We start from the raw sequence: 12,442 nt of genomic DNA on the forward strand, positions 1-12,442 counted from the left end.
GATCGGGAAGACGTAGGCGAAGTTCCCGAAGCCCTTCTTGATGGCCAGCTCGCGTACGGCCGCGTAGGAGCCCGCGAAGCCGATCCCGGCGATGATGACGGCTCCGGACACGACCACACCGATGAGAATCCGGTGCATCCGTGTCAGCTGCAGTGGCGCGGCCACCTCTACTCCCCTCCCCATGCGTGTTGTTGCGCGCAACAGGGTGGCATACGCGTGTGGCGCATGGGTGGCCGGTCTGTCGAGAGCCCGGTCCGAACGGGACCGGATTTCGGTAACTTCCCTGGTGGCGCTGTGTGTTGGACGGCCCGGCCGATTTTCCGGGATCCGCTCAGTTCTTCTTGGACGGCGACGCGGAGGGGGACGCGCCCTTCGACGTACTCCCGGAAGGGCTCCCGGACGCCGACTTCGAAGACGAGGCTCCGCCGTCGCGGTTCGCCGCCGTCACCGCGGACACGGCCTCCTTGGCGGCCTTCTCCGCGGCCTTGGTCAGGTCGTCGGCGCTCGGTGTCTTGTCGCCGGCCAGGCCCGCGCCGTTGTAGTCGACGGTGACGACGACGTTCTCCACGCGCGCCACGACCGTCTGCTGCTTGAAGGTGCCTTCCTTCTTCTTCAGGTCGTAGCGTATTGCGGTCCCCTGGTCGCCCACTCCGGTGAGCTGCTCGGGCTCGGTGTTCTTCGCGCCGTCGACGGACTGGGCGTCCTGCACCTGCCGGCCGTAGTAGTCCTTGGCGAGCTTGTCGCCCGCGCCGCGCGTGGCGTTCGACTCGAAGCGCAGCATGGAGACGTTGAGCCAGCGGAACTGGGAGCCCTTGACGCCGTTGTTCTGAAGGCTGCTCCAGGAGCAGCTGGCACGTGTCGCGGTGTCGTCCGAAGCACCCTCCTTGCCGGACTCCGCCCCCTTCGGTACCAAATCGCCCAATGTTGCGCCCGACAGGACGGCACAGGCCTCGGGCAGCGTCGAGTACGCGGCCGGCTGTACGGCATTGGCCGAGGCGCTCTGTGAGGGCTTCGCGGCCGAGGTCTGCTGCTGTGTGGCGTCGTCGCCCTTGGCGGAGCCGGAGTCCGAGGAGGAGCAGCCGGCGGCGACGAGCACCGCCGGAACGGCGGCCGCGCAGACGAGGAGTCGGCCGAGGCGGGAGTTCCGGCGGGCCGGCCGACGCTCCCCCTGATCGTGCTGATCTCGGTGGTCTCGCTGTGCAGGTCGGTGCATGGTTCCTTCACTCATGACGCTCGTGGATCGTGCGGTCGGATCGGGTCCGAGGGGCCACGGTACGCGGTGGGGACGCATGCGGTTCGGGATCGGTTCCTTTGCCCCGGCTGCTCCGGAGCCCTCGTCAGCCGAGCGAACCGGCCAGCTGCCGAGCCAGCTTCCGGGCCCTGTCCTGCATGTCCTTGCTGTCAGGCGCCTGAGCGGTGCCGGTCGGCTGCTCGTCGTACTCGATGGTCACGATCACGTTGGACGTGCGGAACACCACAGTCACGGTGCGCTGCTCGGCGGTGCTCAGCCGGTCGTCGAGGTACGCCTCGTCCCCGAGGTCGTCCAGTGTGCGGGGCTGGAGGTCGGCCGGGGTCTCGGTGGCCGACGGGCTCCCGGAGGCAGAGGCGGAGGCGGAGGCGGGGGCGGACGCCGGAGGCGAGGCCGTGGCCGTCCCGGAGGGCGTGACGCCGGCGCTCGGCGAGTCTCCGTCGTTCGCGGAACCGCCGGCGGCCCCGGAGACGGGCTCCGGGAGGTTCGCGGCCTCTTCCTTCGTGAAGTAGACGTCGTGGGCGCGATTGTCGTCGGAGACCGCGTTGTCGTACGACACCACGCGCTCGAAGTCGACGTACAGACGGTCCGTGGCGCCGGTCGACTCGGCCTTCCAGCGGCAGCCGGAGCGGCGGTCGTTGTTGTACGTGGGCACGGACTCGCCCTGGTACGACTTGTCCCGTTGCTCCTGGTCCGCCGTCTGCTTGATGCCCGGCAGGAGCGAGTCGAGGATGTCGTGGTTCACCGTGCCGCAGGCGTCGGAGAGGGTGCGGTACTTGCCGGGCTGCGCGGCCGTCGCGCTCGCGGTGACGCCGCCCGCCTTGGAGTCCTCCGCCGCATCGCCGTTGCCGGAACTGCCGGTGCAGGCGGCCAGCAGGGCCGCGAGCAGCACGACGGCGCCCGGTGCGTACGCCTTCCGCTGCACGGTGAGGCTCCTCTCGACGGTCCTGCGGTGTGTGTCCGCTGGTTAATCGGTTGCCGCGTGGGGCGGACCCCTGGAGACAATGTGTATCGCACGCACTGCCGTGAACGCCGGTCCGTTGTCCTGTACGTCGACCTTGGTGCCGGTTTTTGCGTTAAAAGACTTGTGGGGCCTTTCGGGGGGTTGAGTAAGAGATGTCGTATGTAGAGGTGCCGGGCGCGAAGGTCCCGATCCGTATGTGGACGGACCCGGCGTCGGTCGAGGGCGCCGCGATGCAGCAGTTGCAGAACGTGGCGACCCTGCCGTGGATCAAGGGACTGGCGGTCATGCCGGACGTCCACTACGGCAAGGGGGCGACGGTCGGCTCCGTCATCGCCATGCGGGACGCCGTGTGTCCGGCCGCGGTCGGGGTGGACATCGGCTGCGGCATGTCGGCGGTGCGCACGTCCCTGACGGTGAACGACCTTCCGGGGGACCTGTCGCGCCTGCGGTCGAAGATCGAGCAGGCGATCCCGGTCGGCCGCGGGATGCACGACGAGCCCGTCGACCCCGGCAGCTTCCACGGGGTGCCCACCTCCGGATGGGACCACTTCTGGGGACGGTTCGACGGGGTGGCCGAGGCGGTGAGGTTCCGCGCGGAGCGCGCCACCAAGCAGATGGGCACGCTAGGCGGCGGCAACCACTTCGTCGAGGTGTGCACGGACACGACCGGTGGCGTGTGGCTGATGCTGCACTCCGGCTCCCGCAACATCGGCAAGGAACTGGCCGAGCACCACATCGGCGTGGCGCAGAGCCTTCCGCACAACCAGGGCCTCGTCGACCGCGATCTCGCCGTCTTCGTCGCGGACACCCCGCAGATGGCGGCGTACCGCAACGACCTGTACTGGGCGCAGGAGTACGCGAAGTACAACCGCACGCTGATGATGGCGCTCCTGAAGGACGTGATCCGCAAGGAGTTCAAGAAGGCGAAGCCGACGTTCGAGCCGGAGATCTCCTGCCACCACAACTACGTGGCGGAGGAGCGGTACGAGGGCATGGACCTGCTGGTGACCCGCAAGGGTGCGATCCGCGCGGGCTCCGGAGAGTTCGGGATCATCCCGGGCTCGATGGGCACCGGCTCGTACATCGTGAAGGGCTTCGGCAACGAGAAGTCCTTCAACTCGGCGTCGCACGGCGCGGGTCGGCGCATGAGCCGCAACGCGGCCAAGCGCCGGTTCACCGCGAAGGACCTGGAGGACCAGACCCGGGGCGTGGAGTGCCGCAAGGACTCCGGCGTCGTGGACGAGATCCCCGGTGCCTACAAGCCCATCGAGCAGGTCATCGAGCAGCAGAGCGACCTCGTGGAGGTCGTGGCCAAGCTCAAGCAGGTCGTCTGCGTGAAGGGCTGACGGCGCGAAGGCCCCCGGTCAGTCGCTGGGGGCCTTCGGCGGTTCACTTCGCGTGCCGCACCGCGTAGATCATCACGAAGGCCACGAGGTGGATGCCGAAGAGGAAGTACGCGAGGTAGTACCAGACGAAGCGCTCGCGCTTCTTCTCCAGGGACAGACGCTCCTGCTCCCCGGCTTGATCCGGCTCGCCGGCCGGGGCCGCTGTCGGTTCCTCCGTCATCGCTCCCGCGCGACCTTCGTGTTCGACGCCTGAGCCCGCGGGCGTACCACCAGCAGGTCGATGTTGACGTGGCTGGGGCGGGTGACCGCCCAGGTGATCGTGTCCGCCACGTCGTCGGCCGTCAGGGGCTCGGCGACCCCCTCGTACACCTTCGCCGCCTTCTCGGCGTCCCCGTCGAAGCGGGTCAGCGCGAACTCCTCCGTCCGCACCATGCCGGGGGCGATCTCGATCACCCGCACCGGCGTGCCCACGATCTCCAGGCGCAGGGTCTCGGCCAGTACGTGCTCGGCGTGCTTGGCGGCGACATAGCCCGCGCCACCCTCGTACGTGCCGTGGCCGGCGGTGGAGGAGACGACCACCACCGTGCCGTCCCCGCTCGCCGTCAACGCGGGGAGCAGGGCCTGGGTGACGTTCAGCGTGCCCAGGACGTTCGTCTCGTACATCCGGCGCCACTGCTCGGGGTCGCCGGTCGCGACCGGGTCGGCGCCGAGTGCGCCGCCGGCGTTGTTCACAAGGACGCCGATCGTCCTGAACGCCGACGCGAACTCGTCGACCGCGGCGCGGTCCGTGACGTCGAGCGGGTACGCCGTCACCGAGTGGCCGGCCGCCGTGAGCTCCTCCGCCAGCGCCTCGATCCGGTCCTTGCGGCGGGCGGTGAGGACCACGCGGTAGCCCGCCTGGGCGAGCTGCCTGGCTGTTGCGGCGCCGATGCCGCTGCTCGCCCCGGTGACCACGGCGATGCGGGAGGCGGCGGAGGGTGCGGCGTCGGTCATGGGGCGGCTCCTCGGGCGGCGGGCTCGGTCCTGCGGTCCGTGTACGGGCGTACGGGCGACCTCTGCCCAAGGATAGGTGGCCGGGGCACAGGCCCGGCGGGGGCGCCCTGGAGACGCCGTTCGGATGCCCGGCCCGCGGTCAGTGGTGGCCCCGTGGGGCCCACATGATCACGGCCATCCCGGCGAGGCAGATCAGCGCGCCCGTCACGTCCCAGCGATCCGGTCGGTAGCCGTCGGCGACCATGCCCCAGGCCAGCGAGCCGGCCACGAAGACACCTCCGTACGCGGCGAGGACGCGGCCGAAGTTCGCGTCCGGCTGGAGCGTGGCGACGAAGCCGTAGACACCGAGGGCCATCACGCCCGAGCCGATCCACAGCCAGCCGCGATGTTCACGCACGCCCTGCCACACCAGCCACGCGCCGCCGATCTCGAAGAGCGCGGCGACGACGAAGAGGGCAGCGGATCGCAGAATCAGCATGCCGTCAGGTTCGCACGCAGCCCCCGGTAGGCCGTACGGGGGCCGCGCGCGGCACCGCGTGCGCGGGTCACCTGCCCGGCGGTGTCCGCCGTGCCGCTCGGATGGGATACATGCCGTGATGTCCGGGCCGATGCGGAGGAAGTGGCGATGAGGAAGTGGATGTCGGGCGCACTGGGTGCGGCCGTGGTGGTGGGTGCGGCGATGCCCGCGACGGCTCTGGGCTCCGAGGTGGACATCGCCTACCACGGGTACGTGGCCATGGGGCGCGGTGAGGTGAACGTCCGGCTCACCCCGACGAACCTCGGTCCGAGCATCGAGGACGCCACGGTCCGCCTGCACTGGTCCAAGCCGCTGGCGAAGGTGCAGCAGCTGCCGCGTGGCTGCGCCCGCCATGACGTGAGCACGGTGGTGTGCAGCACGGGAGAGCTCACCGCGAACAGCAAGGGCCGGGAGATCCATCTGCGCCTGCGCCTGGCCGACACGGCGACCGACGAGGTGCGCCTGGAGATCGACTCGGTGTGGGGCGACGACGAGATGGACCGCAATCCGGGCAAGCGCCGTCAGCAGGTCCTGGTCCTCGCCACCGGGGACCGGTACACCTTCTGACGGCCATGGGGGGAGAGGCCTCGTTCCCCTCCCGCACGGGCTCACCCGCGCCGCGCCGGCGATCAGGATCCCGCCCCCTGCCTCTCATGGGGCGCGGTGGTGGACGTACGCCGTCGGCGGCACCCCCACCGTCGCCGTGAAGTCCCGGACCAGGTGGGCCTGGTCCGCGTAGCCCAGATCCGCGGCCAGGCCCGCCCAGTCCACCGCCCGCTCGGTCTCCGCGCGCTCGAGGGCCTCGTGGATGCGGTAGCGCAGGATGACCCACTTCGGGCCCACGCCCACGTAGGCCGCGAACAGGCGCTGCAGAAGCCGCACGGACAGGCCCTCCGACCGTGCGAAGTCGGCGACGCGCCGGATCGTGCGGTCCGTGCGGATGCGGTCGACCAGGGTCATGGCGAGGTCGGCCTGCGGGTCGGGGTGCGGGCCGAGGCCCAGCAGGAACGCGTCCAGGGCGGCCACGCGGTCGCGCTCCGCGTCCGGGGCGAGGACGGCCGCGGGATCCGGATCGGGGAACACCTCGGGCAGCGGGACGCGGCGGCCGGTCCAGTGCGCCACCGGGTGGTCGGCCGCGAAGGGGCGGAAGCCGCCCGGGCGGAACTGGATCCCGCACACTCGGCCCCTGCCCTGGAGCTTCTGCGTGAACAGAGCCAGACCGATGCCCGCCACCTCGCCCCAGGGCGCCTCGTCGCCGTGCTGCTGGAAGACGACGTTCACCGAGGGGTGCGGGACGACGTGGGAGGCGTACGGCTCCGGCAGGTCCCAGTCGATCAGCCAGTAGTGCTCGAGGTACGGACGCAGCGGTGCGGCCGGCTCGTGGCGGCGGAAGGTGACCCGTGAGAAGAGTTCGGCGGCGTCGACGATGCCGCGTGTGTCACGGCGTGGGGCGGCCATACAGGCATCGTAGAAGCGCCGGCCGACAGCGGGCGGAATAGCTGCGGGGGCCTCGCCGTTTCCGGGTATAGTTGAAGCATCAACAAATCTGGAGGGTGTGAGCGGGTATGCAGTTCGGGATCTTCAGCGTGGGCGATGTCACCATGGACCCGACCACGGGACGGACGCCGAGCGAGCGCGAGCGGATCAAGGCCATGGTCGCCATCGCGCTCAAGGCCGAGGAGGTCGGACTCGACGTCTTCGCGACCGGCGAGCACCACAACCCGCCGTTCGTGCCGTCCTCCCCGACGACGATGCTCGGCTACATAGCCGCGAGGACGGAGCGGCTGATCCTGTCCACCTCCACCACGCTCATCACCACCAACGACCCGGTGAAGATCGCCGAGGACTTCGCGATGCTCCAGCAGCTCGCGGACGGCCGGGTGGACCTGATGATGGGACGCGGCAACACCGGCCCGGTCTACCCCTGGTTCGGGCAGGACATCCGCCAGGGCATCAACCTCGCCATCGAGAACTACGCGCTGCTGCACCGGCTGTGGCGCGAGGACGTGGTCGACTGGGAGGGCCGCTTCCGCACCCCGCTGCAGGGCTTCACCTCAACGCCCCGCCCGCTGGACGGCGTGCCGCCCTTCGTCTGGCACGGCTCCATCCGCTCCCCGGAGATCGCCGAGCAGGCCGCGTACTACGGCGACGGCTTCTTCCACAACAACATCTTCTGGCCGGCCGACCACACCAAGCGCATGGTCGAGCTCTACCGGGAGCGCTACGCCCACTACGGGCACGGCACGGCGGAGCAGGCCATCGTGGGCCTCGGCGGACAGGTGTTCATGCGGAAGAACTCGCAGGACGCCGTGCGCGAGTTCCGGCCTTACTTCGACAACGCGCCGGTCTACGGGCACGGGCCGTCCCTGGAGGACTTCACCGACCAGACCCCGTTGACCGTCGGCTCGCCGCAGCAGGTGATCGAGAAGACCCTGGCCTTCCGCGAGTACGCCGGCGACTACCAGCGCCAGCTGTTCCTGATGGACCACGCGGGTCTTCCCCTGAAGACCGTGCTGGAACAGCTCGACATGCTGGGCGAACAGGTCGTTCCGGTGCTGCGCGAGGAGTTCGCCAAGAACCGCCCGGCGAACGTCCCCGACGCCCCCACGCACCAGTCGCTGCTCGCCGCCGGGGAGGCCCGCAAGGTCGCCGAGGAAGTTTCCGAGGAGGTGGACGTCGCATGAAACTCGTGGTCGTCTCCGCGGGACTGAGCGTCCCGTCGTCCACGCGGCTGCTCGCCGACCGGCTGGCCGCCGCCGTGGACCGGCAGACCCCCGTCGACATCCGGGTCGTGGAGCTGCGCGACCTCGCCGTGGAGATCGCGCACAACTTCACCAACGGCTTCCCGGGGCGTGCGCTCGCCGAGGCGCTGGACGCGGTGACGGAGGCCGACGGGCTCATCGTCGTCACACCGGTGTTCTCGGCGTCGTACAGCGGACTGTTCAAGTCGTTCTTCGACGTGCTCGACAAGGACGCGCTGGCCGGCAAGCCGGTCCTGATCGCGGCGACCGGAGGCAGCGCCCGGCACTCGCTGGTCCTCGACCACGCCCTGCGCCCGCTCTTCTCGTATCTGCGGGCCGTGGTCGTCCCCACCGGTGTGTACGCGGCCTCCGAGGACTGGGGCGCCGAGGGACTGCCCGAGCGCATCGACCGCGGGGCGGGCGAACTGGTGCGGCTGATGGGCGCGGGTACCGCGCCGGAGACCGCGGTTGTGCCCGAACCGGACGGCTCCCCGCCGAAGTCCGCCGGTCCGGACCGCGAGGCCCGGGCGGACGGCGGGTCCACCCGGGGCGGCGCCGTCACCCGTTCGCACGGCTTCCAGGTGATCCCCTTCGAGGACCAACTGGCCGCACTGGACGGCTGAGCCGGGCGTACCGGGCCCGTGCGCCCGCTCCCCGGGTGGGTGAGGGGGTGGGCCGCCACCGTCTACCGTTCCGGCCCACCCCTTCCGCGCCGGCCTGCTACCGGAACGGGGGGTTCCCGGGCGGGCCGCGCGGTCTCATCACCCGGCCGTGCCCTGGGACGGCGGGCCGGGTGCGCTCCGGGCCGGCGTCATGGGTGGCGCCGAGCCGAGACTTCCGCTTCTTATGTCGGCCGACGTCGCCCTGTGTGCGACGCGGCCTGGCCGACACAGTGGCCCTGGCAGGTAAATCGCCACGCATGCAGCGGTGAGAGGCGGGTAAGAAGGACGCTCGCTCCTCGGCTGACCGGCGGAGCACCGCTCTGGCCTTGGCAGACTGGTGGGGTGACCCAGACAGTGCTGCTCGCCGAGGACGACCGCGCCATCCGACACGCCCTGGAACGCGCGCTGACGCTCGAGGGTTACGAGGTGACCGCCGTGGCCGACGGGGTCGAGGCTCTCGCCCAGGCCCATCGGACCCAGCCCGACGTGCTCGTTCTCGATGTGATGATGCCCGGCATCGACGGACTCCAGGTGTGCCGGGTGCTGCGCGCGGAGGGCGACCGCACCCCGATCCTGATGCTCACCGCGCTGGTGGAGACCGCCGACCGGATCGCGGGCCTGGACGCGGGCGCCGACGACTACGTCGTCAAGCCGTTCGACGTAGAGGAGGTCTTCGCCCGGCTTCGGGCCCTGCTCCGCCGCACCAGCGGAACCCCCTTCGAGGTGCCCAAGGAGGAGGAGAAGAGGATCCCCACCGGTCAGCTGTCCGTCGCCGGGCTGCGGATGGACGTGCAGGCCCGCCGCGCCTGGCGGGGCGAGCGCGAGCTCGAGCTCACCAGGACCGAGTTCGACCTGCTGGAGCTGCTCGCGCGCAACGCCGGGATCGTGCTCGACCACGCCACCATCTACGACCGCATCTGGGGCTACGACTTCGGGCCCGGATCCAAGAACCTCGCCGTCTACGTGGGCTATCTGCGGCGCAAGCTCGACGAGCCGGGGGCCCCGGCGCTGATCCACACGGTGCGTGGCGTGGGGTATGTGCTGAGGGAGGACTGATGCCTCCACCACCCAGCCAGGAGGTCGACACCGGTGCCGGAACGGGCCTGTGGCGGCGCCTGCCGCGCGGGCTGCGCCGCAGACTCCGACTGCGGTCCAGACTGCGGCAGGTGTCCTCGCTGCGGACCACCTTCACCGTGTCGTTCGCGGCCGTGGCCGCCGGAGTCACCGTCCTCGTCGGCTTCCTGAGCTACGACGCCGCCGCCCGCCTCGTACGGGTGGACCAGCAGACCGTCTTCGCCCAGGTCGTCGCCGACCTGCAGGACCAGGTCCGCCAGAAGCAGCTGATGCCGGACGACTTCGCCATATCCGACAAGGATCACGACACCCCGCGCGACGACATCATCCGGCCCAGCCGTACGGTCGTGCAGGTGCTCGGGCCCGGCGGAGTGGTCGTGGACCACTCCAATCCGGCGCTGCCCGTCGGCTCGCAGGACCAGCGGATCGCCAGGGCCGCCACCGCGGCCAGGCTGGTTGAACACAAGAGTGTCGACGTCGACGGCGACGTCTACCGCGTCGCGACCGTCGCGCTGGGCCGCGGCCAGGGCGCGGTGCAGGTCGCCCAGGAACTCAGCAGCACCGAGGACCTGCTGCGCAGCCTTCAGCAGCGCACGGCCCTGCTGATGGGCGCCGTGGTGATCGCCGCCGGGCTGTTCGGCTGGTGGCTGGCGCGGCGGATCACGGGGCGTCTTGTGCGGCTGGCCGGTGCGGCCGAGGACGTGGCGCGCACCCGGCAGCTCGGCATCCAGGTGCCGGTCACCGGGAACGACGAGGTGGCCCGGCTCGGCCGCTCGTTCGACCGCATGCTGGGGCGCCTGGCCCAGTCCGAGGACGACCAGCGGCGCCTGGTGCAGGACGCCGGCCACGAACTGCGTACCCCGCTGACCTCCCTGCGGACGAACATCTCGCTGCTGCGCCGGATCGACGAGCTGCCGCCCGCCGCGCGCGAGGAACTCGTCGCGGACCTCGCCCAGGAGTCGCGCGAGCTGACCGACCTGGTCAACGAGCTGGTCGACCTGGCGGCCGGCCAGTCGGACACGGAGCCGGTGCAGCGGCTCATGCTCGCCGACGTCGCCGAGGACGCGGCGACGATCGTGCGCCGTCGCACGGGCCGCGAGATCCGCGTCCGCGTCAGCGGTGACACGACGGTCGACGGACGGCTCACGGCCCTGCAGCGGGCCGTGTCCAACCTGCTGGAGAACGCCGCCAAGTTCGACCGGAGTGGCGAGGCGCCCATCGAGATCGTCGTCACGGGCACCCAGCACCCGCCTCAGCTGGACGAGTCCGACGAGCCGGACACCGGGTCGCCACCGGGCAGCGTGCGCGTGGAGGTACTCGACCGCGGGCCGGGAATCCAGGACAGCGACCTGATGCGCATCTTCGACCGCTTCTACCGCGCCGCGGACGCGAGAAGCCTGCCCGGCTCGGGTCTCGGCCTGTCGATCGTGCAGGAGGTGGCCACGTCGCACGGGGGAGGGGCGTTCGCGTGCAGACGTGAGGGCGGCGGTTCGATCATCGGGTTCACGGTCGGCTGTGGACGGGTCCGGGGCCGGTGACAGGGCGGTCGGCCGATCGCACCCATCTCGTCTGGGCCGCGCAGGGGCGGCCGGCCCGGGTGCGGCGGCACGGCGCCGCTGCCGCCGTCGCCGCTCGCGGGCTCTGCGGACGTGACCGGATCGCGGTCGCGGGGGATGCCGAGGACGCCGTGCCCCTTGTACGGGACCTGCTCGCCGAGCCGGGGGCCGGTTACCGGCCCTTCGGCGACGCGCCCCTGATGGAGGAGCTCGCCCGGCGGATCCCCGGGCTCGTCCTCACCGATCCCTTCTACTGGATGCAGACGGACTCGCCCTGCGATGCGCCCGGCTCCTCCGCCGTGCGATGGCTGGACGCGGCCGGTGAGCGGGCGGCGGCACCGCTGTTCGACCGCTGGTTCCCGCAGTCGTATGCCCGGCCGGGCCTGACGGGTGTGCGCCGCTGGGCCGGGGTGCACGGCGGCTCGGGGCCGCTCGCGGTGGCGGCCGACGCCTGGTCCGCCGACGGGTGCGGTTTCCTCGCCGGGGTGGTCACCGTCCCCGAGGCGCGGGGGCACGGTCTCGGCGCCGCGGTGTGCGGGTTCGTCGCCGACGCACTCGTCCGGGAGCACGGCCGCGCCGCCCTCATGGTGGACGCCGACAACGCCCCCGCCGTCGCCGCCTATGAGCGCATCGGCATGGCCAAGCGGCTGTTCAGGGCGGCGGCCACGACCGTCTGAGCCCGCTCAGCCGACGTGGACGCGAGGCCGGCGCCGTCGCTCGGGTTCGGCCTCGCGCAGTACCTCGCGGGTCACCGGTGCCACCTCGCCCTGGCCGAAGAGGAAGAAGCGGAGGAAGTTGCGGAAGGGATCGCCCTCGGTCGATCGAGGACGACTCGAGGGTCAGTACGCGGTAGCGGCCGTGCAGCACCTCGCCGCGCACGGTCAGGCACGTCTCGAACTCGGAGGGGTCGCCGACCGTCACCTCGACGAAGACGAAGTCCTCCTGCTGGGGGAGATCGTGGTCCGCCCGGATCTGCTCGATCTTGTCGCGGTACTCGGCGGCGTCCCTGCTGCCCGGCTCGTTGGCGATGAACCGGATCTTGCGGCTGGCGATGTCGCGGACGAACCGCTCCGCCATGGTGTCCAGGCTCACGCTGGTCACCCGCAGCTCGAAGGCACGGGCCAGCCGGGACAGCAGGGAGAGCAGCATGATGCCGGCGATGAAACAGGCGCCGATCTTCACTCCGTCCGGCCGCTCGATGACGTTCGCGACGGTGGTGTAGAGGAAGACGGCCGAGATCGCCGCGAAGACGACGGTCCAGTTGCGCTGGCCGGCCTTGCGGGCGGCGATGGTCACCGCGATCGCGGCGGAGCTGATCAGCACCAGCACACCGGTGGCAT

General features: G+C 71.0%; 14 protein-coding genes and 1 pseudogene. 7 read left to right on the forward strand and 8 right to left on the reverse strand.

The window, feature by feature from the left end:
* The 3 genes from ADL25_RS45610 to ADL25_RS03370 form a co-directional block, all read right to left on the reverse strand.
* A partial coding sequence (locus ADL25_RS45610) for a DUF2637 domain-containing protein (RefSeq protein ID WP_159044867.1) occupies window positions 1–165 on the reverse strand: 165 nt, incomplete at its 3' end.
* 166 nt (window positions 166–331) lie between these two features.
* Complete coding sequence (locus ADL25_RS03365) at window positions 332–1,213, reverse strand: DUF3558 family protein (RefSeq protein ID WP_234380399.1); 882 nt, start codon at window positions 1,211–1,213, stop codon at window positions 332–334.
* Between the two features lie 124 nt (window positions 1,214–1,337).
* Window positions 1,338–2,174, reverse strand: coding sequence for a hypothetical protein (locus tag ADL25_RS03370; RefSeq protein WP_059126098.1), 837 nt, complete (start codon window positions 2,172–2,174; stop codon window positions 1,338–1,340).
* A 191-nt stretch (window positions 2,175–2,365) separates the two neighbouring features.
* Between ADL25_RS03370 and ADL25_RS03375 the strand changes: the two genes are divergently transcribed.
* Window positions 2,366–3,559 (forward strand): RtcB family protein, encoded by a 1,194-nt coding sequence (locus tag ADL25_RS03375; RefSeq protein ID WP_059126099.1) that lies wholly within the window; start codon window positions 2,366–2,368, stop codon window positions 3,557–3,559.
* 43 nt (window positions 3,560–3,602) lie between these two features.
* Here the strand turns inward: ADL25_RS03375 and ADL25_RS49620 are convergent, their stop codons facing one another.
* The 3 genes from ADL25_RS49620 to ADL25_RS03385 form a co-directional block, all read right to left on the reverse strand.
* Window positions 3,603–3,779, reverse strand: a complete 177-nt coding sequence (locus tag ADL25_RS49620; protein WP_181923128.1) for a hypothetical protein — start codon at window positions 3,777–3,779, stop codon at window positions 3,603–3,605.
* Window positions 3,776–4,552, reverse strand: coding sequence for an SDR family NAD(P)-dependent oxidoreductase (locus ADL25_RS03380; RefSeq protein WP_059126100.1), 777 nt, complete (start codon window positions 4,550–4,552; stop codon window positions 3,776–3,778). The genes ADL25_RS49620 and ADL25_RS03380 overlap by 4 nt, the downstream gene beginning before the upstream one ends.
* Window positions 4,553–4,691: 139 nt before the next feature.
* A complete protein-coding gene (locus tag ADL25_RS03385; protein ID WP_059126101.1) occupies window positions 4,692–5,030 on the reverse strand; it encodes a YnfA family protein in 339 nt (112 codons plus the stop codon).
* A 147-nt stretch (window positions 5,031–5,177) separates the two neighbouring features.
* Here ADL25_RS03385 and ADL25_RS03390 point away from each other — a divergent pair, with 147 nt between their 5' ends.
* Complete coding sequence (locus ADL25_RS03390) at window positions 5,178–5,636, forward strand: hypothetical protein (RefSeq protein ID WP_063805533.1); 459 nt, start codon at window positions 5,178–5,180, stop codon at window positions 5,634–5,636.
* An 84-nt stretch (window positions 5,637–5,720) separates the two neighbouring features.
* Here the strand turns inward: ADL25_RS03390 and ADL25_RS03395 are convergent, their stop codons facing one another.
* Window positions 5,721–6,527 (reverse strand): helix-turn-helix transcriptional regulator, encoded by an 807-nt coding sequence (locus tag ADL25_RS03395; RefSeq protein ID WP_059126102.1) that lies wholly within the window; start codon window positions 6,525–6,527, stop codon window positions 5,721–5,723.
* A gap of 107 nt (window positions 6,528–6,634) precedes the next feature.
* Here ADL25_RS03395 and ADL25_RS03400 point away from each other — a divergent pair, with 107 nt between their 5' ends.
* The 5 genes from ADL25_RS03400 to ADL25_RS03420 all read left to right on the forward strand — a co-directional run bounded on the left by ADL25_RS03400 (window position 6,635) and on the right by ADL25_RS03420 (window position 11,779).
* Window positions 6,635–7,753, forward strand: a complete 1,119-nt coding sequence (locus tag ADL25_RS03400) for an LLM class flavin-dependent oxidoreductase (protein WP_059126103.1) — start codon at window positions 6,635–6,637, stop codon at window positions 7,751–7,753.
* The gene (locus ADL25_RS03405; protein ID WP_059126104.1) at window positions 7,750–8,433 is read left to right on the forward strand and encodes an FMN reductase; all 684 of its coding nucleotides are present in this window, start codon (window positions 7,750–7,752) and stop codon (window positions 8,431–8,433) included. Before ADL25_RS03400 ends, ADL25_RS03405 begins: the two co-directional genes overlap by 4 nt.
* A 381-nt stretch (window positions 8,434–8,814) precedes the next feature.
* On the forward strand, window positions 8,815–9,528 hold the full coding sequence (locus ADL25_RS03410; RefSeq protein WP_181923129.1) for a response regulator transcription factor: 714 nt from the start codon (window positions 8,815–8,817) through the stop codon (window positions 9,526–9,528).
* A complete protein-coding gene (locus ADL25_RS03415) occupies window positions 9,528–11,084 on the forward strand; it encodes a HAMP domain-containing sensor histidine kinase (protein ID WP_079050146.1) in 1,557 nt (518 codons plus the stop codon). Before ADL25_RS03410 ends, ADL25_RS03415 begins: the two co-directional genes overlap by 1 nt.
* A complete protein-coding gene (locus ADL25_RS03420; protein WP_234380407.1) occupies window positions 11,081–11,779 on the forward strand; it encodes a GNAT family N-acetyltransferase in 699 nt (232 codons plus the stop codon). The genes ADL25_RS03415 and ADL25_RS03420 overlap by 4 nt, the downstream gene beginning before the upstream one ends.
* A 6-nt stretch (window positions 11,780–11,785) precedes the next feature.
* Here the strand turns inward: ADL25_RS03420 and ADL25_RS03425 are convergent.
* A pseudogene (locus ADL25_RS03425) lies at window positions 11,786–12,442 on the reverse strand (amino acid transporter); the annotation flags it as partial.

Origin of the sequence: Streptomyces sp. NRRL F-5122, from assembly GCF_001507435.1 — a bacterium.
GTDB classification, from domain to species: domain Bacteria; phylum Actinomycetota; class Actinomycetes; order Streptomycetales; family Streptomycetaceae; genus Streptomyces; species Streptomyces lannensis.